The sequence below is a fragment of the Methylobacterium sp. B4 genome, from assembly GCF_003201865.1.
GTDB lineage: Bacteria > Pseudomonadota > Alphaproteobacteria > Rhizobiales > Beijerinckiaceae > Methylobacterium.
The window spans coordinates 138,338-163,742 of record NZ_QJJJ01000007.1; the positions used below are offsets into that span (position 1 = coordinate 138,338).

At 69.0% G+C, this 25,405-nt stretch carries 18 protein-coding genes and 1 pseudogene; 1 reads left to right on the forward strand and 18 read right to left on the reverse strand.

What is annotated here, in order from left to right:
* Positions 1–176: 176 nt before the first annotated feature.
* From BY998_RS11740 to BY998_RS11785, 10 genes and pseudogenes are all read right to left on the reverse strand, one after another.
* Positions 177–2,339: a TonB-dependent hemoglobin/transferrin/lactoferrin family receptor gene (locus tag BY998_RS11740; RefSeq protein ID WP_110351800.1), complete on the reverse strand. Its 2,163-nt coding sequence runs from the start codon at positions 2,337–2,339 to the stop codon at positions 177–179.
* 180 nt (positions 2,340–2,519) lie between these two features.
* Positions 2,520–3,338 (reverse strand): heme ABC transporter ATP-binding protein, encoded by an 819-nt coding sequence (locus BY998_RS11745; protein ID WP_110351801.1) that lies wholly within the window; start codon positions 3,336–3,338, stop codon positions 2,520–2,522.
* Complete coding sequence (locus BY998_RS11750; protein WP_245421569.1) at positions 3,331–4,389, reverse strand: iron ABC transporter permease; 1,059 nt, start codon at positions 4,387–4,389, stop codon at positions 3,331–3,333. The genes BY998_RS11745 and BY998_RS11750 overlap by 8 nt, the downstream gene beginning before the upstream one ends.
* Positions 4,385–5,203, reverse strand: a complete 819-nt coding sequence (locus BY998_RS11755) for an ABC transporter substrate-binding protein (protein ID WP_245421564.1) — start codon at positions 5,201–5,203, stop codon at positions 4,385–4,387. The genes BY998_RS11750 and BY998_RS11755 overlap by 5 nt, the downstream gene beginning before the upstream one ends.
* Positions 5,204–5,271: 68 nt before the next feature.
* On the reverse strand, positions 5,272–5,469 hold the full coding sequence (locus BY998_RS11760; RefSeq protein ID WP_110351804.1) for a hemin uptake protein HemP: 198 nt from the start codon (positions 5,467–5,469) through the stop codon (positions 5,272–5,274).
* A 408-nt stretch (positions 5,470–5,877) separates the two neighbouring features.
* A complete protein-coding gene (locus tag BY998_RS23950; RefSeq protein WP_146221767.1) occupies positions 5,878–6,069 on the reverse strand; it encodes a hypothetical protein in 192 nt (63 codons plus the stop codon).
* Between the two features lie 222 nt (positions 6,070–6,291).
* Positions 6,292–7,704, reverse strand: coding sequence for a pyruvate kinase (pyk, locus tag BY998_RS11770; protein WP_110351806.1), 1,413 nt, complete (start codon positions 7,702–7,704; stop codon positions 6,292–6,294).
* A gap of 40 nt (positions 7,705–7,744) precedes the next feature.
* Positions 7,745–8,999: pseudogene (locus BY998_RS11775) on the reverse strand (glycerate kinase).
* A 4-nt stretch (positions 9,000–9,003) separates the two neighbouring features.
* On the reverse strand, positions 9,004–10,080 hold the full coding sequence (locus BY998_RS11780) for a tartrate dehydrogenase (RefSeq protein ID WP_110351807.1): 1,077 nt from the start codon (positions 10,078–10,080) through the stop codon (positions 9,004–9,006).
* Between the two features lie 40 nt (positions 10,081–10,120).
* Positions 10,121–11,419 (reverse strand): MFS transporter, encoded by a 1,299-nt coding sequence (locus BY998_RS11785; RefSeq protein WP_110351808.1) that lies wholly within the window; start codon positions 11,417–11,419, stop codon positions 10,121–10,123.
* Between the two features lie 130 nt (positions 11,420–11,549).
* Between BY998_RS11785 and BY998_RS11790 the strand changes: the two genes are divergently transcribed.
* Positions 11,550–12,464, forward strand: coding sequence for a LysR substrate-binding domain-containing protein (locus BY998_RS11790; RefSeq protein WP_110351809.1), 915 nt, complete (start codon positions 11,550–11,552; stop codon positions 12,462–12,464).
* Positions 12,465–13,045: 581 nt separating this feature from the next.
* Here the strand turns inward: BY998_RS11790 and BY998_RS11795 are convergent.
* The 8 genes from BY998_RS11795 to BY998_RS11830 form a co-directional block, all read right to left on the reverse strand.
* Complete coding sequence (locus BY998_RS11795; RefSeq protein WP_110351810.1) at positions 13,046–14,497, reverse strand: diguanylate cyclase; 1,452 nt, start codon at positions 14,495–14,497, stop codon at positions 13,046–13,048.
* 98 nt (positions 14,498–14,595) lie between these two features.
* Complete coding sequence (locus BY998_RS11800; protein WP_110351811.1) at positions 14,596–17,310, reverse strand: ATP-binding protein; 2,715 nt, start codon at positions 17,308–17,310, stop codon at positions 14,596–14,598.
* Positions 17,311–17,362: 52 nt separating this feature from the next.
* Positions 17,363–18,400: an HD domain-containing phosphohydrolase gene (locus BY998_RS11805; protein WP_110351812.1), complete on the reverse strand. Its 1,038-nt coding sequence runs from the start codon at positions 18,398–18,400 to the stop codon at positions 17,363–17,365.
* 104 nt (positions 18,401–18,504) lie between these two features.
* Positions 18,505–19,926 carry a TadE/TadG family type IV pilus assembly protein gene (locus tag BY998_RS11810; RefSeq protein ID WP_110351813.1) on the reverse strand — a complete coding sequence of 474 codons (1,422 nt, stop codon included), beginning with the start codon at positions 19,924–19,926 and terminating at the stop codon, positions 18,505–18,507.
* Positions 19,927–20,114: 188 nt separating this feature from the next.
* The gene (locus BY998_RS11815; RefSeq protein ID WP_110351848.1) at positions 20,115–20,696 is read right to left on the reverse strand and encodes a TadE/TadG family type IV pilus assembly protein; all 582 of its coding nucleotides are present in this window, start codon (positions 20,694–20,696) and stop codon (positions 20,115–20,117) included.
* Between the two features lie 43 nt (positions 20,697–20,739).
* Positions 20,740–21,396 carry a TadE/TadG family type IV pilus assembly protein gene (locus BY998_RS11820; RefSeq protein ID WP_245421566.1) on the reverse strand — a complete coding sequence of 219 codons (657 nt, stop codon included), beginning with the start codon at positions 21,394–21,396 and terminating at the stop codon, positions 20,740–20,742.
* 327 nt (positions 21,397–21,723) lie between these two features.
* Complete coding sequence (locus BY998_RS11825; protein ID WP_245421567.1) at positions 21,724–23,109, reverse strand: HlyD family type I secretion periplasmic adaptor subunit; 1,386 nt, start codon at positions 23,107–23,109, stop codon at positions 21,724–21,726.
* A gap of 112 nt (positions 23,110–23,221) precedes the next feature.
* Positions 23,222–25,402, reverse strand: coding sequence for a type I secretion system permease/ATPase (locus tag BY998_RS11830; RefSeq protein WP_110351814.1), 2,181 nt, complete (start codon positions 25,400–25,402; stop codon positions 23,222–23,224).
* Positions 25,403–25,405: the final 3 nt, after the last annotated feature.

Consider the following 25,405-nt stretch of genomic DNA (forward strand, 5'->3'; position numbering starts at 1 on the left):
CCGGCGGGTTGATGGCCGCAATCCCGGCTGCGCTCCGGCGTTCTCTCCCCGCATCGAGCGGATCGCAAGGCGGGCTGCCGATTCATCCGCTTCGAGGACGCCAGCCATCCCCGCCGAATGACCGGGACACCCTCCCGGATGCCGTGGAGAAGAGCGCGGTGGATTTCGGCCGCGTCTCAGTGCGTCGCGAACTTGATGCTGATCGCGGCCTTGGCGGTGAGACCTGGGTTCGGCAGGGCGTTGAGGTATTGCGTGTAGCGCTTGTCGAAGGCGTTCTGCAGGACGAAGTCTGCCCGCACGCGGTCGTTGACGATGTAGGACGCGAAGAAGTCGACGAGCCCGTAGGCCTTGGTGGCGAGGATGGTGGTGCCGGCCGGCAGGTCGGTGCGCGCCTCCACGAAGGTGAGGCGGCTCGCCACCGTGAGGTTGCCGTCGAGGAAGCGCAGGCCCAGCGTGGTGCTGAGGCGGTTCGGCGGAACGGTGATCAGCGTTTCGCCCGTCGCCCGGTCGCGGCCGTCCGTATGCGTGGCGGCGAGCGTGACGAAGCCGCCGCCCCAATCGTAGGCGCCCTCAAGTTCCACACCCTGCAGTTCCGCCTGGGCGATGTTGAGATACTGGAAATCGCGCACCGGGATCACGCAGGGAAAGCGGCCGGGAATGCGGGCGCAGATCGAGGCCGGAATGCCGGCGAGCGCGGGCACGAAGTAGGTTGGTCCGACCGATTGAATGCCGATGAAGTCGTCCACCGTGTTGTGGAAGACGTTGAGCTTGGCCCGGAACACGTCGCCGGGCAGGAGCACGTCGTTGTACTTCAGATTGACGCCGCCCTCGATGTTGTGGGCGGTCTCCGGGCGGAGATTCGGGTTCGGCCGGATGCCGAAGGCCGGGAAGGGGTGGATGCCCTGCACCAGCGTCTCGGTGATCGAGGGCGCGCGGTAGCCCTCGGCATAGGTGCCGTAGAGCTCGAAGCCGGGGAGCGGCGAGACGCCGACCGTGATCTTCGGTGAGAGCCGGTCGCCGCTGGAGCGGAAGCCGCCTCCCGAGAGGTCGTAATGGTCGTAGCGCAGGGCGCCGATCACCCGCAGCCAGGAACTGTAGCGAATCTCGTCCTGCACGAAGGCGCCGCCGAGGCTGCGCTCGCCCGAGGGCGTGAAGGCGGCACCGAAGCCACCGGCATTGTCGGTGGTCTGCACGCGATTGCTGACGAGGTCACCGCCGACGGTCAGCGCGTGGGACAGCGCCCAAGTGTCGAAGCGGGCGGTGTTGTGAACGTCGAAGCCGGTGGTCTCGAGATCGTAGGTGATCCGGTTGCCGGCCCGGGCGCCGAGCGTGCCGTAGGCGCCGCTCGGCGAGTCCTGCAGGAAGGTCAGGTCGTTGTGGGTGGTGGTATAGTAGCCGCGGATACTGAAATCGACGAGCGGTACGTCGGGTCGGGCGAAGCGGTAGCCTAGGGTGTAGGTGTCGGCCTGAACGGCGTTGGCGAAGCGGGCGCCCGTGTTGCTCGTGCCGGCATTGGTGAAATCGAAGCGCTGCAGCAGGGCCGTCCCGGAGATTACGTGGCCGTCGGCGGGGCGGAGATTGAACTTGGCGAGTCCCGAGGTCAGCTCGTTGCCGGTATCGCGGATCAGGGTGCCGAGCCCGTCGCGGTAAGCGCCGTTGTTGCGGAACACGAATTGCCCGAACACGTCGGCGGCGGTGCCTATGCGCGCGCCCATGGCGGTGGAGTTGAGGAAGCGCTGGCCGTTGGTGCCGAAGCCCTGCTTCTGCACCACACCCGCCCGCTCGTCGGGGGCGAGGATGTCGTCGATGGAGCGGGTGCGGAAGGCGACGACGCCGCCGATGGCGCCGGAGCCGTAGATCGTCGCGGTGGGCCCGCGGGTGATGTCGATGCCGCCGACGAGTTCGGGATCGAGGTAGAACACGCCGTTGGCGCTGTGGCCCGAGGTCTGGAAATCCTGGCGGGCGCCGTCGATCAGCACGTTGACGCGGCCGAAATCCTGAAGGCCGCGGATGTTGATGGCCTGGGCCGGATCGTTCTGGTTCTCCTGCGTGGTCACGCCGGGCACGTCGCGCAGGACATCGGAGAGGCGGCTCGGCTGGAGGCGGTTGATCTGCTCAGCCGTGACCACGCTGGTGCCGGCGAGCGCGTCGATGGCAGCGCCCTCCGTCTTGGTCGCGGTCACGGAGAGGGTGTCGAGGCTCACCTCCTCGCTGGGAGCGCTGGCACTCGCCGCGCTCGGCGCATCGGGCTGCGCGCCGACCGGCTGAGCCTGCGCGCTCGCGAGGGCGAAGAGCGAGGTTCCGAGAGCGAGGGCGACACGAAGCGACGGCGACGACATTGGGGATTATCCGGGCCAGACGGGGAAAGGGCGGCTGGCTGGCGGATGGCTGGCTTGCGCAGGGCTCGGTCTGAGGTGGAGATGGGATTAAGTCAACGCAACGTGAACATCTGCGATCTGGTCCAGTTCGCAACTATCTCCAGCTGAATTTACAAGAATTCTAGCCTCGAAAATCGTTCCTCAACGCTGTGACCAGCCGGTGACACTTCTGCGCGGCAGAATGAACGGGCGCCCTTCCTCCGGCAGTTGCCCGACCCGCCACGGTACGCCGAACACGCTGGCGACGAGATCATCGCGCATCACCGCGGCGGGCGCGCCCCGCGCGACGATCCGGCCTGCCTGCATCACGACCATTTCGTCGGCATAGGCCGCTGCGAGGTTGAGGTCGTGCAGGATCGCGACGACGGCCGTGCCCGTCGCGGCCAGCTCCGCGGCGACGTCGAGGAGCGCCGTCTGATGGCGCAGGTCGAGGCTCGCGGTCGGCTCGTCGAGAAACAGCACCTGCTGCCGCGCCAGGGTACGGCCAGCCGCCAGTTGGCACAGGGCACGGGCGAACTGGACCCGCGCCTGCTCGCCGCCCGACAGTGTCGGATAGGCTTGATGCGCGAGGTGGCTCGCATCGGCCCGCCGCAGGCTGTCGGCGAGGATGGCGTCTTGCGCGCGGCGGTCGAGACCGCGGCCGATGCCGTCGAGACCGATCCGCGCCACCTGCCCGGCCGAAAACGGGAAGGCGAGCCGGAGGGCTTGCGGCATCACCGCCCGCATCGCCGCGAGCCGCCAGGGTGGAAGGGCGCCAACCGGTTCGCCGTCGTAGCATACCGCGCCGCGGCTCGGTGTCAGCTCGCCGCTCAGCAGCCGCAGCAGGGTGGATTTTCCGGCCCCGTTCGGCCCGACGATGACGTGGATCCGCCCCGGCGCGACCGTCAGCGCGACGTCCTGAACCAGGTCGCGTTCTCCCACCGCGTAGGTGAGCGCGTCGGCGCAGAGTCCCTCAGCCATCGGCCAGCGCGCTCCGGCCGAGCAGCAGCCACAGGAAGACGGGGGCGCCGACGATCGCGGTGACGATGCCGATCGGCAGTTCGGCCGGCGCGACCACGAGGCGGGCGACGATGTCGGCCAGGACCAGCAGCGCACCGCCGAGCAGGGCGCAGGCCGGCAGCAGGCGGCGATGCTCCGGCCCGATCAGAAGGCGCAGCACATGCGGCACCACGAGGCCGACGAAGCCGATGACGCCTGCCGCCGCCACGCCTGCACCGACGGCAACGGCGACGAGCAGAATCACGATGCGTTTCAGCCGCTCCACGGCGACGCCGAGGTGAAACGCTTCCGCCTCGCCGAGCACCAGAGCGTTGAGCCCGCGTCCGAGGAACGGCACCAGGACGAGGATCGGCAGGATCGCGGGGGCACTCGCTGCCACCTTGGTCCAAGTGGCGCCGGACAGGCTGCCGAGCGACCAGAAGGTGAGATCGCGCAATTGCCGATCGTCGCTGGCGTAGACGAGGAGCCCCGTAAGCGCCCCGGCCAGAGCCGCGAGCGCGATGCCGGCCAGCAGCATCGTGGCAACCGAGGTGCGGCCAGAACGGGTGGCGATACGATAGAGGCCGTAAGTCGTGGTCAGCCCGCCGATGAAGGCTGCTGCGGGCAGGGCCAGATAGGGCATCGGCCCGGGCCAAGCGAAGGCGGCCAGGAACCGGTCGCCGAGCACGATCACGGTCGCCGCAGCCAGTCCCGCCCCCGCCGAAACGCCGACGAGGGCCGGATCCGCAAGCGGGTTGCGGAACAGCCCCTGCAGCAGGGCGCCCGAGACGGCGAGTCCGGCCCCGACCATCACGCCGAGCAGCGTGCGCGGCAGGCGGATGTTCAGGATCACGAGGGCGTCGCGGGCGAGCGAGGGATCGCCCCCTGCGGGCGCCGCGCCGTGCCACAGGATGTCGAGAATGCGCGTCGGCGGGATGCGGATGGCGCCGAGGCCGAGGGAGAGCAGCAGGATCGCGGAGAGGCACAGGGCGAGCCCGACGAGGATCGCGAAGGCTCCACGGCGGTGCTCAATCACCCGCGCGTTCCGGATAGACCGTCCGCATCAGCGCCTCGGCCGATTCCGGCGTCCGCGGCCCGAAGCCCAGCAGAGCGAGGCCGTCCATGGCGATGAGCGCACGCTTGGCGGCGGCCGGCGTTTGCGCGAGCGCCGTCCCCTCGGCGAAGACAGTGTCCGCGGCGAGGGCATGCCCGCCGTTCGACATCACGATCACCGCGTCGGGCGCGGCGGCGATGATCGCCTCGTCGGTGATCGGTTTGAACCCGGTGAGGCCGGCAGCGGCATTCTGGAGCCCGGCGAGGGCGAGGATGCCGTCCGCCGTGCTGTCGCGGCCTCCGGCCATGACGCGCCCATTGGCGAGCGACAGCACCACGAGGGCCCGTGCCGGCCGGGCGATCCGGGCGCGCCGCTCGGCCAGCGCGGCAAAGCCGGCCTCGACCGTCCGGCTCAACGCGCCGGCCCTCTCATCGAGGCCGACCTGATGGCCGATCGTCCGAATCTTTTCCAGCACGCCCTCTGCCGTGGGCCGATCGGCGATCACGGTCACCGGGATGCCGGCCTCCCGGATCTGGTCCAGCACGGCGGGCGGCCCGGCCCCCTCGGCTGCAATGACGAGGTCGGGACCGACCGAGAGGAGCCCTTCCGCCGAGAGGGCGCGCAGATAGCCCGCATTCGGCTTCTCGCGCAGCGCTTCGGACGGATAGACGCTGGTCGTGTCGATGATCGCGATCCGAGACCCCGCACCGAGGCGCCACAGGATTTCGGTGACGGCTCCGCCGAGGGAGGCGATCCGCGCTGCCGGTGACACGGCCCTGGCAGGACGGCTCACCACACCGGCTCCGAGCAGAGCACCGAGAATCGCGCGTCGCGAAAGACGCGGCGATGGGAAGTTGGTGGTCATTTCGTGAGGATCAGCTTGTTGTTGCTTGTGATACGAAGGCGATAATTCGAGCCGTCATGAACGATTACGATTTCACGTTGCCCTTGCATCAGGACATCCGAGGTGATCATCGCGCCGGCGTCTCCTAGAGGGCGTGTCGGATTGGAGTCGTCTTCCTGGTGTACCTTGTAGCGTTTTTCGGATGTTTCGGACATGGTTAGATAGATCTTTTTGTTTTATCTATCATAGTTCTAAACTAAGGGCCCGTTCGTTATCTCGGGTCGGCAACGGTTAGACCTGTTTCTGACATCGGACAAGACGGGAGAGACGATGATGTCGGACGACAAACGATAGGCCGCCGCCTCCGATCCGACCGATATCTTGGATGCATCCGATCGAGGGGCGACGGCATGATCGCGGACCATGATCGCGGCCATGGGTAGTCGGTAGGCTAGATCCGGGATGGTGACGGGCGCGGGCGGGCGGGCGTCCATCGATGAGTGCGGCCGGGTGCGACTGCAGGTGTTCTATCAGAAACCGGTGAAAGACTTTCACCTCCTTCGGTGAGCAAGAAATTTTTCAGATCAAGCACTCACCCTGCAAATTGCCACTGAAATGCAACCCTACCTGTTCTTCGGCAGAATCCAAAGGCAATGCAGTTGATCTGCTGTCCAGTCTTTGCGACCTGCGTGGGCTTCGCCCTCGGGACCATGGTCGTACAAGCTGTGCTCGGGGATGCCGTGCAGGCACATCGCGTCAGCCAGCGCGTCGATCACGCCGCGGCTGTCGATCCGCCGTGCCACCATCAATGCCAAGCAGGTTCGACCATGTTCGTGGATCGGCGTCAGGATGCGCAGACTTCGACCGTCCTGGGTCTGCGCCGAGCGGAGTCGAAGCTCCAGACGTGGCTGTACGCGCAGCCGTTCAGCAGGCGAATGCCGAACGGCTAGATCACGCCACAAGCAAATGCCTATAATCACCACATGCAGCAGAACAAGTATTATGTTTATTATATATCGCCCTCTTTCGCGAAGATTTCAAATTTGTATGAGACGGATATTGTTCGTGTTGCCCACCGTATGAAACGGGATGCCGGCGGCGGCCACGATCATGTCGTTGGCCTTGGCAAAGTCCTCCTCGCGCGCGTGCCGGGCCGCTTCGCTCACCATCTCCTCGTAGGAATCGACATCGTCCGTGTGGACGCTGTGGGTACCCCATAACAGGCTCAGGCGACGCGAGGTCTCGCGACTGGGGGTGAGCGCCAGGATCGGCACCGCCGGGCGCTTGCGCGCCACCCGCGCGGCGGTCGTTCCGCTCGTGGTGTAGGCGACGATGGCCTTCGCCTGGACCGCTTCGGCAAGGGTCGCCGTCGCAGTGGCGACAGCGTGGGGTGGGGTCTCTTCCTCGCCGGGCTCCGAGGCCGCGACGATCGAGCGGTAGAGCTTGTGCCCCTCCACCGAGCGGAGGATGCGGTCCATCATCGCCACCGCCTCGACCGGGTAGTGGCCGGTCGCCGATTCCGCCGAGAGCATCACGGCATCCGCCCCGTCGTAGATCGCTGTCGCGACGTCCGAGGCCTCGGCCCGGGTCGGTGCCGGCGCCGAGACCATCGAGTCGAGCATTTGCGTGGCCACCACCACGGGCTTCACCGCGAGGCGGCAGGCGCGGATCAGTTCCTTCTGGCGGCCCGGCACGTCCTCGTGCGGGATCTCGACGCCGAGATCGCCGCGGGCCACCATCACGGCGTCGGACAGGCGGATGATGTCGTCGATCCGCTCGAGGGCCTGCGGCTTCTCGATCTTCGACATGATGCCGGCCCGGTCCCCGATCAGGCCGCGCGCCTCCAGCACGTCGGAGGGCGTCTGCACGAAGGAGAGCGCCACCCAGTCGACGCCGAGCTCGAGCCCGAAGGCGAGGTCGGCACGATCCTTCTCGGTGAGCGGCGAGAGATCGAGCAGGGTGCCGGGCAGGTTCACGCCCTTGCGGTTCGAGATCACGCCCGCGGTGACGACCTCGGCCTCGATCGCGGCAGACTCGATGCCGACGACGCGGAGGCGCACCCGGCCGTCGTCGATGAGCAGATCCTGGCCCGGCACGACGGCGGCGAAGATTTCGGGGTGGTGCAGCGGGATGTTCTGCTTGTCGCCCTCGGCGCCGTCCAGCACGAAGCGCACGCGCTCGCCCGCCGCGAGGTCGAGCCGGCCGTCGCGCACCGTGCCGACGCGGATCTTGGGGCCTTGCAGGTCCTGCAGGATGCCGATGGGACGCCCGACCTCCCGCTCCAGAGCGCGGATGGCGGCGTGGACCCTCGCGTGGTCGGCCTGGACGCCGTGGCTGAAGTTGAGGCGGAAGGTGTCGACGCCGGCCAGGAACAGGGCTTTCAACATCTCCGGCGTGTTGGTGGCGGGGCCGACGGTGGCGACGATCTTGGCGTAGCGGTGACGGCGCATGGTTCGCTCGGCCGCGAACGGCCGCCTCTGCAGGAATGGATCAAACGATCAGGATCGCGCGGAAGTCGTTCACGTTGGTCAGCGTCGGGCCCGTGATGACCCCATCGCCCAGTGCCTCGAAGAAGCCATGCCCATCGTTCCGATCGAGGCTGGCGCGTAGGCTGAGACCTAGGGCGGCCGCCCGGGCAAGTGTATCCGGGGTGAGGATCGCTCCGGCGATCTCCTCGAGGCCGTCGACACCGTCCGTGTCGCCGGCAAGGGCGTGGATGCGGGGGTGGCCGGCCAACTCGGCACCGAGGGCGAGCAGGAACTCGACATTTCGACCGCCGCGGCCGGGCCCGCGCACGGTGACGGTCGTCTCGCCGCCGGAGAGCAGAACGCAAGGCGGCGCCAATGGGAGGCCGTGGACGGCGACGCTCTCGGCGATGCCGGCCATGACCCGACCGACCTCGCGCGCCTCGCCCGTGATGGCGTCGCCGAGGATCAGGGGCTCGATGCCCGCGCGCGTTGCGAGGACGGCGGCGGCCTTGAGCGCCATCAGTGGGGTCGCGACCATGTGCAGGTTCGGTGTGCCGAGGCGTTCATCCCCGGGCCTCACCGACCCGCCGGCACCGGTTTCCAGATGCGCCCGCACGGATGACGGAACCTCGATGCGGTAGCGGGCGAGAATTGCCAGCGCCTCCGCGCCTGTGGTCGGATCGGGGACGGTCGGTCCGGAGGCGATGTCGAGCGGATCGTCGCCGGGAATGTCGGAGATCAGGAGGGTGACGACCTTCGCCGGGTGGCAGGCCGCGGCGAGCCGTCCTCCCTTGATCGCCGAGAGGTGACGCCGCACGCAGTTCATCTCGTCGATGCCGGCACCGGATCTGAGCAGGGCGCGGTTCACCTCGTGTTTGTCGGCCAGCGTCAGCCCCGGAGCGGGCAGAGACAGGAGGGCCGAGCCGCCGCCGGAGATCAGTGCGATGACGAGGTCGTCGGGTGTGAGCCCGGCGACCTCGTTCAAGATGCGCTGCGGCCGCCCCGGCCGTATCCGGCACGGGGTGGGCCGCCTCGACGACCGCGATGCGTTTCGTCGGGGCACCGTGCCCGTAGCGCGTGACGACGAGCCCGGAGAGTTCGCCCGGCCAAGCCACCTCGACGGCCCGCGCCATCGAGGCCGCCGCCTTGCCGGCTCCGACGACGACGGTGCGGCCGCGTGGTGGCGCCGGCAGATGCCGGGCGAGGCTGACGGCCGGATCGGCCGCCGCCACGGCCGCCGCGAAGAGCTGCCGCAGGAAGTCTCCGGGCTCGACCACGCGCCTACTCGTTGTCGCCCTGGAGGGCGGCGATGACCGCGTCCGTGACCTGACGGGTCGTCGCCTTGCCGCCGAGATCGGGCGTGTGCAGGTTCGGATCGGCCGTGACGCGCTCGACGGCCCGCATCAGCCGGTCGGCGGCCGGCTTCTCGCCGAGGTGCTCCAGCATCTGGCAGGCGGTCCAGAAGGTGGCGATCGGGTTGGCGATGCCCTTGCCGGTGATGTCGAAGGCCGAGCCGTGGATCGGCTCGAACATCGAGGGATAAGTCCGCTCCGGGTTGATGTTCGCGGTCGGCGCGATGCCGAGCGAGCCGGCCAGCGCGGCAGCGAGGTCCGACAGGATGTCGGCATGCAGGTTCGTGGCGACGATCGTGTCCAGCGTCTCCGGCTTCATCGTCATGCGCATGGTCATGGCGTCGACCAGCATCTTGTCCCAAGTCACGTCGGGGAAGTCGCGGGCGACCTCGGCCGCGATCTCGTCCCACATCACCATGGCGTGACGCTGCGCGTTCGATTTCGTCACCACGGTCAGGAGCTTGCGCGGGCGGGATTGGGCGAGCTTGAAGGCGAAGCGGATGATGCGGTCGACGCCCGAGCGGGTCATCATCGACACATCGGTGGCGACTTCGTTGGGATGGCCCTGGTGGACCCGCCCCCCGACGCCCGCGTACTCGCCCTCCGAGTTCTCGCGCACGATCACCCAGTTCAGCTCCGGCCCGGTGACGTGGCGCAGCGGGCTGGTGATGCCGGGCAGGATGCGGGTCGGGCGAACGTTCGCGTACTGGTCGAAAGGCTGGCAGATGGCGAGGCGCAGGCCCCACAGCGTGATGTGGTCCGGCACGTCCGGCGCGCCGACGGCGCCGAAGAAGATCGCGTCGTGGTCCTTGATCTTCTCCCGGCCGTCAGCCGGCATCATCACGCCGTGCTTCTTGTAATAGTCCGAGCCCCAGTCGAAGTGGTCGAACTTGAAACCGAAGCTGCCCGTCTTCTCGGCAAGGGCGTCGAGCACCTCGATGCCGGCGGCGATCACCTCGATGCCGATGCCGTCGGCGGGGATGGCGGCGATGGTGTAGGTCTTCATGGACGTATCCTCTTTTGCTGCTCGAAGGATGGGGGAGGGATCAGCGCGCGACGGCGCTGGTGGGCTCGGGGCGGCGCCCGGACCGGGCGACGACGAGGGTGACGACCGCCGACAGGACGAGCAGCCCGGAGACGAAGATCAGGCCGCCGGCGAAGCTACCGGTCTGATCCTTGATCCAGCCGATGGCCCAGGGGCCGACGAAGCCGCCGAGATTGCCGATCGAGTTGATGGTGGCGATGCCGACCGCCGCCGCCGAGCCCGACAGGAACATGGTCGGCATGGCCCAGAGCGGGGGCTTGGCCGCGCTGATGCCAACGTTGACGAGGCTCAGCGCGGCGATGACCGCGACGACCGAAGCAGCGCCTCCGGCGAGCGCGAGACCGGCCGCGGCGACGAGGCAGGCGATGACGACGTGCCAGGTGCGCTCGCCGGTCTTGTCGGAGTGGCGCGCCCACAGGATCATGGCGACGACCGCAATGGTCGGCGGCACGGCGTTGAGCAGGCCGACGGCCATGGTCGACAGGCCGAAGCTCTTGATGATCTGCGGCGCCCAGATGCCCAGCGTGTAGAGGCCGGCCGAGGTGCCGAAATAGACCAGCGCCAGCGCCAGCACGCGGATGTCGGCGAGCCCGGCGAGGATGCTGTGCTTGGCGGCCGTCTGCTTCGAGGCGCGCTCCGCGTTCATCTGCGCGACCAGCCAGGTCCGCTCGTCCTCGGGCAGCCACTTCGCCTTCTCGGGCCGGTCCGTCATGTAGAACAGCACGACGATTCCGAGCACGACCGCGGGAATCGCCTCGATGATGAACATCCACTGCCAGCCGTGCAGGCCCATGATCCCGTTCATCTCCAGGAGCGCGCTGGAGATCGGCGATCCGAGCACCACCGAGATCGGCGCCGCCGCCATGAACAGCGAGACCACGCCCGCGCGGTGCCGGGCCGGGAACCAGTAGCTGAGATAGAGGATGATGCCGGGGAAGAAGCCGGCCTCCGCGGCGCCCAACAGGAACCGCAGCACGTAGAAGCTCGTCTCGCTTTCGATGAAGGCGAAGGCGCCTGAAATCATTCCCCAGGTGATCATCACCCGGGCGATCCATAGCCGAGCACCGACCTTCTCGAGGATGATGTTCGACGGCACCTCGAACAGGAAGTAGCCGAAGAAAAACACGCCGGCACCGAACCCGAACACCGATGACGAGAAGCCGAGATCCTTGTTCATCGTCAGGGCCGCAAAGCCGATATTCACGCGGTCGATGAAGGCGATGAAGTAGAGAAGCATGATGAAGGGCACGATCCGCCAGGATATCCTGCGGATGGTGCGCGCCTCGATGGCGTCGCCCATGGTCGTCTCCTACCGAACGGGACGACACTTGCGGCCATCCTCACTGTTACCGTCTCAGGCAGGATGGGCAGAGATAGCTCACGCAGATTATACAAATATATGATATAGTGTCCGGCGGGAGGAACGGGCCGTGGATCTTCAGCAACTCCGCTGCTTCGTCGCGGTCGCCGACGAGCTGCATTTCGGGCGCGCGGCGCAGCGGCTCGACCTGCTGCCGGCCGCCCTCGGACGCTTCGTCCGGCTGCTGGAAGAGAGTCTCGGCGTCGATCTCTTCGTGCGCACGACCCGTTCGGTGGCGCTGACGGCGGTGGGCGCCGATCTGGTCGAGCAGGCGCGCCGGATCGTCGTCGATGCGGATGCGCTCGCGGTTCGCGCCCGGGTGCAGTCACGGATGACGGCCACCACCCTGCGCATCGGCGCCATCGACAGCGCCGGCGCGGGGCTGCTGCCGATGCTGCTGCAGGACTTCCGCATGGCGCATCCCGACATCGCCGTGCAGATCGTCGAGGACAAGACGATCCGCCTGCTGCCGCGCCTCCTATCAGGGCGCCTCGACCTTGCCTTCGTCAGGCCGCCCGATCACCGCGACGCGGCCCTGCATTTCGAGCCCTTGCTGCACGAAACGGCCGTGGTCGCGATGCCGACGGATCACCGGCTGGCAAGATCGACGAGCGTTGCAGTCGCCGATCTTGCGGACGCGCTGCTGATCGTTCCCGATCGCCGTTCGCGTCCGCACAGTCACGACCTGACGATCAAACTCTTCGCCGAAGCCGGAATTCCCGCACACATCAGTCAAGCCGCGGACGAGAAGCAGACGATCGTCAACCTCGTTGCCGCGGGGCTTGGCCTCGCCATCGTGCCGCGATGGACGTCGACCATCGGCGCTCAAAGCGTGACGTTCGTACCGATCCTGTCCGCCTCGAGCACTCCGATCCGGCGTCTTCCGCTGGCAGCCGCTTATCCCAGAGATGTGCGCGACCCCGTTCGCGGCATGATGCTGGAGACGCTCCACCGCAACCTCGAACGCTACGCGGCCTCGGCGTAGCGCGATCCGGGCTGACGGAGGATGCACCTTCATACAGACGTGAATTGCTTCGAAGCCCTTGCGGCGGAAGCGCAAGATTTCACCAGTAAAGAACCGATCCACTCCCGATAGACTGTGCGATCGACACGCCCGCCTGCCGCAACTTGGCCGCCACGCCCTCCGGCGTGTGCCGCTTCGTTGCCGTCTGTCCGCCCCCGTCCTGGCTCGGAAGCCACACCTGAGAGCAGATCACGCACAGGGGGCCCGATCCACCCCGACAACAACCGAGGCCCCATCAGCTACACCGCCTCCCGGAGGCCGAACCATCGAGCCGAAGGGGGGTGCAGGCGCTTTCGTGCGCTGTTGCGGCCGTCTTCGATCGGTCATGCCAGTCCCGCCGGATCTCGGCCGAAGACCAACCGTGGGCGAGCCCCCCGCCGATCCGCCAAGCCGGACTGCCGGTCGCCGAGATTTCTTGCCTTCACGGCATCACCGACGCGACGTTCGACCCGTGGCACGCGTCGCGTTCACGGCATGGAGATCCCGGACGCGCGTCGCCTGAAGGCGCTCGGCGAGGAACGCGACAGCGCGCTCGAAAACGCTCAGCCGGCGAGCCGGTGGTCCGTCGCTTCGGAATAGGTGCAGCTCGTGCCCTTGCAGGCGCGCTTGGCCGCGTAGAGCGCGGCGTCGGCGCGGCGCAGGAGGGTGTCGCGGTCGCACGATGCGGCGTCGGACCATGCCACACCGATCGTTCCGGTCACGCGGGCGATCTGACCGGCTCCGTCCACGACGATGTGGAGATTGCGAAGCAGCCTCTGCACGACCGGCTCCAGGGCCGCCCGCCCGATCGTCGAGGGAACGAGGACGGCGAACTCGTCGCCCCCGAGCCGGGCTGGGAAGCAGGTCTCAAGAAAGGCAGCCCGCAACCGGTCGGCGACGCGGCGCAGCACCTCGTCGCCCGCGGCGTGCCCGAGGGCGTCGTTCACGCCCTTGAAGCCGTCGAGGTCGATCAGGAGGACCGCGACCTCCTCGCCCGCCGCGCGGGCCTCCCGCAGGCGGCTGTCGAGCACCCGGTGGAATTCGGCCCGGTTGGGCAGCTGTGTGAGGTCGTCGGTGCGGGCATGGTGCAGCAGCTTCTGCTCCATGCGGTGGCGGTCGGTGATGTCCTGCATCAGGCCGATCAGGGCGGCCGGCCGTCCGCGCGACAGCTCGATCTCGCCCAGACAGCGCACGCGCCGCCGGTTACCCTTGGCCGTCACGAGGTCGGCATCGAGCTCGAAGGGCTCGCCCGTGTCGAGGGTGCGCATTACTGCATCGAGGAAGCGGGTCCGGTCGGGCTCCGGGAAGAAATCCATGATCTCGCCGCTCGGCACGTCCCCGCCGACGGGCAACTCGTAGATCGCGAAGACGCCGTCCGACCACGTCGGCGCCTGCTGTTCGAGATCGTAACGCCACGATCCCATCACGGCCATGCGCTCGGCCTGCTTGAACTGCCGCCGCTCCCGTTCGAGATGCTCGACGGTCAGGCGCCGATCCTCGGCGACCTCCGCCGCGCGCAGGGCGAACCTGCGCGCCTCGAACAGGGCTTCTGCGGCGCAGGCCAGTTCCGCCAGGACGTCGAGATCGGCCGCTGCCGGCTCCCTCGGCTCGTCGTCGAGCACGCACAGGGTTCCGACGGTGACCGCATCGCCGTCCGCCCGCGTGAGGCGGACGGGCACTCCGGCATAGTAGCGGATGTTCGGCATGCCGGTGACGAAGGGGCTCGTCGCGAAGCGCGGATCGAGCCGGGCGTCGGCGACGACCAGGGGGGCTTCGGTTTCGAACACGATGGGACAGAAGGCCTGGGCACGCGGGGTTTCGGGCGCCAGCGGCCCGCAGCGCGCCTTGAACCACTGCCGCTCGGCATCGACCAGCGTGATCGACGACATGCGCGTGCCGAGCATGCGCTGAGCGAGCTTTGCCAGGGCGTCGAATTCCTGCTGCGGGGGCGTGTCGAGCAGCGCGATCTCGGCCAGGGCCTTCTGGCGCAAAGCTTCCCTTTGGCTGTCCCGCATGCCGCCTCACCTCCTTTGTCCGGCGCTGCTAGCACAACGGTGATGAACGGGTCGTTTCGGCTGCCGAAGCCCGCGGGATCGGCCGGGCGACCCGTCCTTCAGGCATTGCGGCGCGCGTCCTGTCCCTCCGCGGTCGACACGCCGAGGCGCGCGTGGAGGGCCGTAAGAGTGTGGGCGAGCAGGGTCTGCAGGTCGGAGGCTTCCGCGGCGAGGCCGGCCCGGCCTCCCTCGCGTGCGGTGCCCTCGATCAGGCCCGCCTGCCCCATCATCCGGGCGGCCCCGATATTGGCGCTCATCGACTTCAGGCTGTGGGCAGCGCGGGACGCGGCGGAGGCGTCGTCCTGTGCGAGGGCGGCCTCGAGATCGGCGAGCGCCTTCGGTGCCTGGGCGACGTAGAGGCGCAGAACGCGTTCGATGAAGTCGCGGTCGCCGAGTTCCTCCAAGTTCAGAAGCGTCTGCTCGTCGAGGAGGGATTGGCCCGCCTCGCCCGAGGCCGGCGGTTCGGCCGCCGCCCCGTCCTCGGACGCCGCATGCGTCGCCCCGAGGTGGCGGGCCAGCAGGGCGCCGAGTTGCAGCAGGGTGAAAGGCTTGGCGAGCATGCCGTCCATGTCGGCCGACTGCCAGGTCTCGGCGCCATCGCCGACGACGTGGGCGGTGAGCGCGACGATCGGCACGCGCCCCGCCCCCTCCCGCTTCTCGCGGGCGCGGATGGCGAGGGCCGCGCTGAATCCGTCCAGCACCGGCATGCTGCCATCCATCAGAACGAGGTCGAAGCGCTGCGCGGCGGCGGCCTCGACGGCGGCCTGCCCGTCCTCGACACAGACGATGTCGCGGATGCCGAAGCGGGCCAGCGCCTCGGAGGCAACCTCGCGGTTGACCGCGCTGTCGTCGGCCAGGAGCACCCGCGTTCCGGCGAAGGACGGCAGCGCGGCGGCCGGCCCCTCCTCCGCGGCGGCAGGGTCGAGGGCGAAGGGCGCATCCTCGGCGAGCGCGGCCAGGGTCGGGCGCCACTCGGCCCGGACGAGCGGCCAGCGTAGCAGGGCATCGGCGAGGCCGGCCCGGAAAAGCCCGGGTCCCGACGTGTCGCCGATCGGAACCAGGGCGATGACGCGGCGGGCACCCGCCGGACGGCGTCCCTCGGCCAGAAGCGCGGCCGCATCGAGAAACCAGTGAGCCTCGCCGGCTTCCGCGAGGCTGAAGCCCGCCGCCCGCAGGTCGGAGGCGAGGACCGTCGCGGTCGCGCTGCCGATCCCACCGAAGCGGATGCGCTCGGATACCGAGGGCGCGCGGTTGAGCCCCGGCTCGGCCGCCTCTTCCGCCTCCACGGGGATGCGCGCCCAGAAGGTCGAGCCCTCACCGAGACGGCTCTCCACGCCGACCCGCCCGCCCATCGCCGCGATCAGACGCTCGGCGATCGAGAGGCCGAGCCCGGTGCCGCCGAAGCGGCGGGCGATCGACTGGTCGGCCTGGGTGAAGGCCGTGAAGATCCCGGAGAGCCGGTCCTCCGGGATGCCGATCCCGGTATCGGTCACGGCGATGCGCAGGACGGACCCGGAGGGCTCCTGCTCCATTTCCATCCGCACCAGGACGTGGCCGGCGGCCGTGAACTTGAGCGCGTTCGAGACGAAGTTGCCGAGCACCTGACCGAGCCGGACGGGATCGCCGAGGATGGCGCGCGGCACGCGGGCATCGACCAGAGCCGCGAGGTCGAGCCCCGCCGTGCGGGCGCGCTCGGCGAACAGGGTCACGACAGTGTCGGCGACCTCGTGGGGGCTCAGCGGAATCCGTTCGACCTCCAGGCGGCCGGCCTCCACCTTCGCGAAATCGAGAATGTCGTTGATGATGGCGAGCAGCGACTGGCCGGAGCGGGCGATGACCTTGGCGTAGCGCTGCTGGCGCGGCGGCAGGTCGGCCGAGGCCAGGAGTTCGGCCATCACCAGCATGCCGTTCATCGGCGTGCGGATCTCGTGGCTCATCGTCGCGAGAAAGGTCGACTTGGCGGCGTTGGCGTGGTCGGCGGCCTGCTTGGCCTCGATCAGGTCGTGGGTCCGCAGCCGGACCTCCTCCTCCAGGCCCGCGCCGTAGCGGGCGATGGCCCGGTCGCGCTCGTTGATCGCCTGAAGCAAGCCGTTGAAGCTCGCCGCCAGCGCGCCGACCTCGCCGCTGCCGGCGACGGCGCGCCGCGTGTAGTCATGGCCCTGGCGCACGTGGTCCATCGTCCGGGCGAGCGCGGCGAGCGGCCGGGTGACGCTGCGCTGCAAACCCATCGAGACGGCGAGCCCGAGGGCGAGGGCGAGCAGGCCGGCGAGCAGGGCCGTCAGGCCGACCTCGGCGATGCGCCCGGCGAGATCGCGGTTGTCCGAGACCAGCACGACCCGGCCGATGGTGCGGGCGTTTTCCTGGATCGGAACCGTCACGCGCAGGGTTCGCGTCGTCATGAGGTCGAGCGGCGACACCGAGCCCTGGTCGAGGTCGATGTCGTTGGCCAGCCGCAGACCGATTCCCTGCTCGGCGAGGATGTCGCCCTCGCCCCGCTCGACCGCGGCGTAGACCAGCGCCCGACCGTGGGCGATAGCCCGCAGGGTGCTCTGCGCGGCCGCCTCGTCGCCCTGGCTCGTGGCCTGCGCCGCGCTCGCGGCCAGGATCTGCGCGGTCATGCGCAGCATCTCGCGCTTGGCCGCGGTGTAGCGCTCGACTTCGCGCCAGGCCGACAGGCCGGTCAGAAGCAGCAACGCGACGGCGACCGCGCCGGTGACGGCCAGCGCCAGCCGTGCGGAGAGCGAGCGCAGCGGGCTGGAGGACGGGGCACGCACGGAAGGCTCCTCGGAAGCGGGCGGATCGGGCCGACGGACTCGGGACGGCGGCTCAGGCGGCAAAGCCCCTGGCATGGCGGGTCACGTCGTCCCAGCCGGCCAGGAAGGCGGCGACGCAGGCGGGATCGAAGTGGCGGCCCGCCTGCTCGCGCAGGAACTCGCCGGCCTCGTCGAGCGGCCATGCCCGCTTGTAGGGCCGCTCGGAGACGAGGGCGTCGAAGACGTCGGCCACGGCGACGATGCGGCCGGAGAGCGGGATGGCGTCCCCCGTCAGACCGGCGGGATAGCCCGTTCCGTCCCAGCGCTCGTGATGACTCGCGGCGATCTCGGCGGCGAGTTGCACCACTTCCGAGCCGCTGCCCTGGAGGATGCGCCGCCCACGCTCGGCATGCTTCTCCATCTCCCGCCGCTCGTCCTCGGAGAGCGGGCCGCGCTTGAGCAGGATGGTGTCCGAGACGCCGATCTTGCCGACATCGTGCATGGTCGAGGCGAGGCTGAGGCGGGCGCAGGCCTCCCGCTCCATGCCGAGGTTGCGGGCAACGATCTCGACATAGGCGGCCACCCGGGCGATGTGGTCGCCCGTGTCGGTGTCGCGGTGCTCGGCTGCCCGCATCAAGAGGGCGATGATCTCGCGCTCCCGCGCCTCGCAGGCGGCGATGGCGGCGGCCACCTCCCGCGCCAGCACCTCGGTCCGCTCCTGCTCCTGCCGGTAGGCCCGCGAGAGCGCCAGCAGGTTGGTGACCCGCGCCCGGATCTCGACCGGGTCGCAGGGCTTGCCGAGAAAGTCGGTGGCGCCGATTCCCAGCGCTTCGCGGCGCAGGCTCTGCTGGTCGAGGCTCGTCACCATGACGATCGGCACGTGCCGGAAGCCCTCGACGGCGCGGGCGGCGGCGATGAATTCCAGCCCCGTCATGCCCGGCATGTCGTAGTCGGTGATGGCGATGCCGATCCGGGCGACGTTGGCGCGCAGGAAGGCGAGCGCCGCTTCCGGCTCCGTGAACTCGACCGGGCGGCATCCCTGTACGGGGGCAAGCGCCCGCGCGAGCAGCAGGTTGTTCATCTCCGAATCATCGAGGATCAGCGCGAGCATCGGCTCGGTGTCCGGTCGCGCACTCCCCTCCGACAGGGCGGGTTCGGATCCCGAGACTGCCAAACCGCTCTGCACACGCACCTCCGGCGAGAAACCGCTTCGTGTCACTGGCTGATGACGAGCCGCCCCGAGACCGGACCGACCCCCTTCGGGACCGGCACGCTGGAGCGGTTGTAGTCCGCGTTGAGATAGAGGTTCGGGCCCTCGTAGAGGTTGATCTGCTGGGCCACGACGACGGTGTAGGCCGAGAGATCCGCCACCGGCCGGTGCGAGTCGATCACGAGCCGGCCGGCCGGGAGGTAGATCGTGCCCAGCATGGTCCGGGCGTTGTCGCTGATGATGCGATAGGTCCGCATCGGCTTGCTGGCGGCGAGCGGCGGCGGCGTCAGCGTGATCAGGTCGCCCAGCAGCGTGTCGACGGAGAGTGCCGGATCGATCGGCAGGGCGACGCTGGGCTCCTCCGAGATCAAGAGTCCCGCCATGACGCCGGTGGTCGGCGCCGACAGGTTCACGGTGGTCTTCTTGTCGAAGAGAAGTCCGCCGTCGTTGCCGGTGAAGTAGAAGGCGACGTCGGTGCCGTTCAGCGTCGCTTTCTTGTCCACGATGAGCGGACCGTTCTTCATGACGTAGATGCCCGGCCGCAAGGTGACGACGGCGTTCTTGGTGACGTGCAGGCCGCCGCAATAGGTACCGGGTTCGAGTGTGACGTTGCTCGATACGACGTTCGACCCCTTGCTCTTGCCAGTGAGCTTGTCTGCAAGAACGAGGACATCCGACAGGAGCGTACACGTGCCGATCGGTGGGGCCGGCCGGTCGCGCAGCGGATCCTGGATCACCGGGCAGCCCGTCTGCGGGTTGGGCGTGAAATTCGCCCGATCATCCCGAAAGCCGCCGGCCGAGCAGATCGTCTGCGCCCGGGCGAGCGCGCCGTCCCGGCCGATCATGCCGGTGCCGCTGGCCGAGTTGGAGTACAGGGCGCAATCGTAGGCGGTGACCTGGGCGTTCTTCTCTAGGTTGAAGGCTCCGGCCGCGGCAGGGTCGAGGGCCAGCATGCACAGGCGCATCCGGCCCACCACGCTGGCCTTCGCCCGGGCCGAGATCTGGATCGTTCGCATGCCGACGAACGGCCCGAACGTGAGCTTGATGGTCTGCTCGGCATTGGCCTCGACGCTGGTCTTGTCGGAGGCGACCGTGACCTGGATCGAGACCGGGGCGTCGGCCCCCGCCTTCGCCTCCGTCTGGATCGTCTGCGTCGTCAGGCCGACGATGGAGTCGGTGCTCGAGACGACGAGCTTCAGGGCGTTCCCGCCGGCCATGACCCCGGCATCCACGGCGCTCTGCAGGTTCGTGCGGGCCGAGACGGCCGAAGCGTAGTCGATCGCCCCGCCGACGAGGCCGATGAGCGTCGAGACCGAGAGCGCGAAGACGACCGCGACGCCGCCGCCGGTCTCTCGGCGCAGGCTCGCGACGGCCCGCTTCCATCGAATGCCGCGTCCCGGAGGTCCGCTCGCGTCACGCGCCGTCATCGCGCCGATTGCCTCACTGCTGGCCGCTTCCCCTTCGCGGAAGTAACGCTTCCGAGTTAATAGGACTTGCCGTGTGAGACCCCAATCGCATTAATCTGGTTGACGCGGGATTGACGCCGATAAGCTATGTTTCCGGCATGGAGCGGCGGCGTTCGACTGAAAATTGTGTCACAAATTCGAGAGCACGATCACTGAGGGCAAGGCTTGCCGCCGGGCAGCACCACCTCCGCCTGCCCGTTCCGGGCGACGCCTTCGCGCACGGGCCAGACGGCCTTGCCCGTGAAGGTCATGTCCTTGATGAGCGGGAAGAAGGCGAAGAGCGGCTGATAGGTCAGCCGCGTCTCGGCCATGACGAAGCGGTCTCCTTTCGAGGCGGTCCCGGCCGGGGGCGGACCGATATCCGCGCCGACGATTCGGGCCTTGTCCCGCTGCTGCACGCTGGAGCAGGTCCGGGCGACGAAGGTGTTGCCGACCTGATAGACCCCGCCGGCCGTGAGCACGATACCGGCGCCAGAGAGGGTATAGGGGGCCGCCACGACATCGGCGGTAGCAAAGACATCGTTGATGTCGCTGTAGTCGTTCTTGGAAATCAGATCGGCCATGGCAAGGGTGGCCTGGGCCAGACGGGTATTGGTCGCGAAGGCCCGTGGAATTTCGATCGCCGCGGCGAACAGCAGCAGAAGGAGCGGCGCGAGAAAGGCGAATTCGACGGCGCTCGCGCCCCCTTGCGCCCGCCAGAAGCGTCCGAATACGCCCCCGAACCGGTGCATGTCGGCCGCGACCTGTGGGGCTACGCCGAGAGGCTCCATGGGCTCAGGCACAGGATTTTTCCGCGTAATCTTCGGTGCGGAACACGGCCGTCGATGTGAGGAGCTGCCTGCCGCCGGGCATGCGCTGCCCGGTGAAGTCGAGGAAACCGAACGGTCGCAGCATCGGTACGGCCGCGCGCAGAAGATGGATGCCGCCGCCCGAAGGACAGGTGAACTGCGTGCCGAAGCCGGCCGCCCAATCGCCCCGATCGGCATCGTAGGGCGAGGCCGTCTGCTTGATGGCGAAGGTCGCGGTGCGCACGAGATCGAACCGCATCTCGTCGCATCGGTAGAGGCTCAACCCGGTTCCGCACAGAAGCGTGCGCAGGTGCTGCGCCGGATCGATGCTGGTCATCTGATCCTGGAAGGCCCCCGTGCGCAGCAGACGCGCCGCCCGCTGTACCGACACGTCGAGCTGATGCTGCGCGAGAACGAGGAGCGCGGCCTCGATGACCACGGCGATGAGCGCGAACAGGGGCACCGCGAGCAACGAAATCTCGATGGCGGCGACGCCGCCGCAATCGCGGATGAAGCGCAAGCCCGATGTCGTCGGTGCCGCAAGGCGGCGGTTGTGCCGGTTGAGCCTGAAGCGTTTCAAGAACGTCGTCTTCGTTGGTAGCACGCCCGAAGTCTGAAACCGCTGGTAGTCTTGCGAGGACATGACACGGTCGCCCGACGACGGTAGATCGAAGCGCCTTTATTCTCGGTGAATCCGTCCGGGAGGATTGCGAAAGCCGGCTTGGCATACCCACCCGCTGAGCCGGACGCTGATCGTCACCGCCCGGGGCCCGGGGACGTCGTACGCATCCCGCTCGACGTGGACAGTCACCGACACCGCGCTTCGGCGACCGCCGGCCGTCATGGTCGCCTTCCGGCAACCTGCACTGCCGTCGGTCGACGGCCTCCATCGGGAGAGGGAGCGGCCCGTTCGGATCGCCGCCCCCGCTCGTGATGAGCCGATCGCGCGTTCACGATCATCCGCGGGCGTTCACAGCTCGCGGAACGATCTCGTCATGCTGTCGCGGATCGGCTTGACGATGTATTCGAAGAAGGTCCGCTCGGTCGTCTTGATGTAGACTTCGGCCGGCATGCCGGGCGTCGGCGAGAAGGTTCTCAGGGCGGCGGCCTCGTTGGCGTCGAGCCGGATGCGGGCGACGTAGAAGTCGCCGCCGGCCACTTGGCCCCTGCGGTCCTCGGGGAGCGAGTCCGCCGAGACGTAGATCACCTCGCCGGCCACCATGGGCGTGAGCCGCTGGGACAGGGCCGTGAGCCGCACGCCCGCGCTCTGGCCGCGCTTGACGTGGTCGATGTCCTGCGGGCGGATGCGCGCCTCGATCACGAGGTCGCCCTGCGAGGGCACGATCTCGAGAATGCTCTTGCCCGATTCCACCACGCCGCCGGGCGTGTGGTAGCGCAGCTTCACCACGACGCCGCGGACGGGGGCGGTGACGGCGACGCGGTCGAGGACCCCTTGCGCGGCGGCGATACGCTCGCGCAGGTCGGCCTTCTCGCCCAGCGTCTCGTGCAACTGCTCGACGGCCGTCTTGATGGTCGCGTTGATCGCTCCCTGGATCTGCTCGCGGATGCGCGAGATGCGCTCGCGGGCGTCGCCGATGTCGCCGTCGAGCCGGCCGATCTCGCCCTGCGCGTTGGCATGCGCCCGCTGGACCGCCAGCACCTCCGTGCGCCGCACGAGGCCGCTGGTGAGGAGGTAGTTCTTGCCCTCCAGTTCCTGCTCGAAGAACTTGATCTGACGCACGACGGCTTCGCGCTGGACCTGCGTGCCCTTGATCTTCTGTTCGAGCGCGGAGATGCCCTCGCGCAGGACGGCGAGATCGCTCTCCACGTTCTTGCGCCGCGCCTGGAAGGTGAGCGTCTGCTGCGCCAGGGTGCTGGCCACGTCCGGGTCGCCGGCGCGCTCCAGCAGCGAGGGCGGGACCGTCATGCTCGTATCCTGCGCGATCTCGGCGCGCAGCCGCGCCTCCACCGCGGTGATCCGGTCTTGCCGGACGAGGAGGCGGCGAAGCTCGGCTTTCGGCGCCGTCTCGTCGAGGCGCAGCAGGATCTGGCCCGGCTCCACCTGATCGCCCTCGCGGACCCGGATCTCGCGGATCACCCCGCCCTCCAGATGTTGGAGGATCTTGTTCTGCCCGGTCGTCACGAAGCTGCCCGACGCCACGATGGCGCCGGCGATCGGGGCCGAGCCCGCCCAGACGCCGAAGCCGCCGATCAGGAGGGCGAGGAAGGCGAAGCCGAAGACCGTGAGGAAGCGCGTGTCGTGCGGCGCACCGATCGACCAATCGGGAGTGGCCCGCCCCCCCGGCACCACCGGCATCTTCGGCCCGTCGCCCTGACGCGTCACCGCGCTACCCATGGCACCCTCCCGGCATTCGGGGCGGTCGTCCGGGACCTCGCCCGGCGCTGCGCCCTGTTCTCGGTTCCCGGCGGTCCGTCGAGGGGCCGCCGTCTCGAAGACGATCGGCGGATCAGATCGTGGCCGGGGCCGCGCCCTTGCCGACAATCAGCGGGATCATCTCGTCGCGCGGTCCGATCGCCTGGATGGCGCCGTCCTTGAGGATCATGATCTTGTCGACGCTGCGCAGGAGCGCGGGCCGCTGCGTGATCGCGATCACCGTCGTCCCGCGCTGCTTGGCCCGGGCGAGCGCCCGCCCGAGGGCGATCTCGCCCAGCGTGTCGAGGTTGGAGTTCGGCTCGTCCAGGACGACGAGGCGCGGATCGCCGAAGAAGGCGCGGGCCAGGCCGATGCGCTGGCGCTGGCCGCCCGAGAGCGGGCTGCCGTCCATGCCGACCACGGTCTCGTAGCCGGCGGTGAAGCCCGAGACGAGTTCGTGCACGTCGGCGAGTTCGGCCGCATCGTAGACGTCGGCGTCGGAGGCATCCTCCTGCATCCGGGCGATGTTGGCCTTGATCGAGGCCGGGAAGAGCTGCACGTCCTGCGGCAGGTAGCCGACGCTCTGGCCGAACTGGCGCGGATCCCAGTTGCGCAGATCCATCATGTCGAGGCGCACGGCGCCCGCCGTCGGCATGATCGAGCCCACCAGCATCCGCCCCAGCGTCGACTTGCCGGTGCCCGACGAGCCGACGATGGCCAGCGACTCGCCCGGATCGAGCGTGAAGCTGACGCCGTTCAGGATGACCTTCTTGTTGGGCGGCGGCACGTAGAGCACCCGCTCGACGCTAAGCCGGCCGGTCGGGCGCGGCAGGCGCAGCCGCTCCAGGTTCAGCGGCGAACTCTGGAGCAGCGCCTTGACGCGGACATAGGCCATGCGGGCCTGGACGTAGCTGCGCCAGCCGTCGATGACCCCCTCGATCGGCGCGAGCGCGCGGCCGCTGATGATCGAGGCGGCGATCATCATGCCGCCGGTGAGCTTGCCGTCGAGGGCGAGCGAGGCGCCCCAGCCCAGCATCAGGATCTGGGTCGAGAGGCGGACGAACTTCGACACCCCGGCGATGACGATGTTGCGGTCCTGGCCCGTCACTTGGGCCTTCAGCGATTCTCCCGTGTCCCGGCCCCAGATCATCACGCTCTCGGGGATCATGCCCATGGCGTTGATGACCTGGCTGTTGCGGGCCATGGCGTCGGACTGGATGTTCGCCCGTGTGGAGTAGGCGCTGGCCTGGGCGAAGGGCACCGCGGTGATGCGCTGGTTGACGAAGGCGAGGGCGAGCAGCACCACGCCGGTCGCGCAGACGATCCAGCCGAGATCGGGGTGGATCAGGAAGATCGCGAGCACGTAGACCGGCGCCACGGGCGCGTCGAACATGACGAGCAGCACCGGCCCGGTGATGAAGTTCCGCAATTGCTGAAGGTCGGCGACTGTCTGGAAGTCGCGGTTCGATCCCGCCTGCGAGGCCTTGGCCGCGGCGGCGAGCACCGGGGGCCCGAGCCGGCTCTCGACCTCGACGGCGACACGCATCAGCATGAAGCGGCGGACCATGTCGAGCACGACATGGCCGAAGATCGCGCCGACGATGACCACCGTCAGCATGACCAGGGTGTCGAAGCTGCGGCTGGTCAGCACCCGGTCGGAGATGTTGAACAGGTAGATCGGCACGCCGAGCACGAGCGTGTTCACCCAGAAGGAGAACACGGCGATCACGATGAGCTTGCGTCGGCAGGCGGCCAGCCCCTTGGTCAGCGTCTCGCGAAAGCCGCGGTCGCCGAAGCGGCGCTGGAGCGGTGACCCGCCGCCTCCGCCCCCTCCCCCGCCGTCATCGCCGCCGGAGGGCGGCGTCGTGCCTTTCCCGGGGGCGATGACGGGGCGGCTCCGCGAGGGCGGAGGCGGCTCGGCCGGGACCGGTTCGGCGCGCGCGGCGGGCTGCGCGGCGCTCGCGTCGGCGCCCCGCAGGGCCTCAGGTTGGGCCGCCGGGGCGGGCGTGGGGACGGGCGCCGGGGGGGATGCCGGGGGCTCCGCCGCCTCGGCCGGCGGCGTCTCCGATGGGCGGCTCGGCACGGAAGTGGGAGCCCGCTCGGGCGCGCGGTCGGCCGCGGGGCCGATATAGTTGCGCCCGGCCAGAACCTTGTAGAGGGCATCGAGGCCCCTGAGGCCGCTGCTGAGTCGCCGTTCTCCCCCCGCTCGCGGCGGGCCGGACGGCTCGATCCCCTTCGTCCGGCCCGGCCGCTCGTTCAGGAGGGCACTCGTCATCTC

Coding starts and splice junctions, on each gene's coding strand:
- BY998_RS11815 (WP_110351848.1), bottom strand. CDS start 20,696: ATGCACCGGTTCGGGGGCGTATTCGGACGCTTCTGGCGGGCGCAAGGG.
- BY998_RS11760 (WP_110351804.1), bottom strand. CDS start 5,469: ATGTCCGAAACATCCGAAAAACGCTACAAGGTACACCAGGAAGACGAC.
- BY998_RS11810 (WP_110351813.1), bottom strand. CDS start 19,926: ATGACGGCGCGTGACGCGAGCGGACCTCCGGGACGCGGCATTCGATGG.
- pyk (WP_110351806.1), bottom strand. CDS start 7,704: ATGCGCCGTCACCGCTACGCCAAGATCGTCGCCACCGTCGGCCCCGCC.
- BY998_RS11795 (WP_110351810.1), bottom strand. CDS start 14,497: ATGCGGGACAGCCAAAGGGAAGCTTTGCGCCAGAAGGCCCTGGCCGAG.
- BY998_RS11740 (WP_110351800.1), bottom strand. CDS start 2,339: ATGTCGTCGCCGTCGCTTCGTGTCGCCCTCGCTCTCGGAACCTCGCTC.
- BY998_RS11805 (WP_110351812.1), bottom strand. CDS start 18,400: ATGCTCGCGCTGATCCTCGATGATTCGGAGATGAACAACCTGCTGCTC.
- BY998_RS11745 (WP_110351801.1), bottom strand. CDS start 3,338: ATGGCTGAGGGACTCTGCGCCGACGCGCTCACCTACGCGGTGGGAGAA.
- BY998_RS11785 (WP_110351808.1), bottom strand. CDS start 11,419: ATGGGCGACGCCATCGAGGCGCGCACCATCCGCAGGATATCCTGGCGG.
- BY998_RS11825 (WP_245421567.1), bottom strand. CDS start 23,109: ATGGGTAGCGCGGTGACGCGTCAGGGCGACGGGCCGAAGATGCCGGTG.
- BY998_RS11820 (WP_245421566.1), bottom strand. CDS start 21,396: ATGTCCTCGCAAGACTACCAGCGGTTTCAGACTTCGGGCGTGCTACCA.
- BY998_RS11830 (WP_110351814.1), bottom strand. CDS start 25,402: ATGACGAGTGCCCTCCTGAACGAGCGGCCGGGCCGGACGAAGGGGATC.
- BY998_RS11780 (WP_110351807.1), bottom strand. CDS start 10,080: ATGAAGACCTACACCATCGCCGCCATCCCCGCCGACGGCATCGGCATC.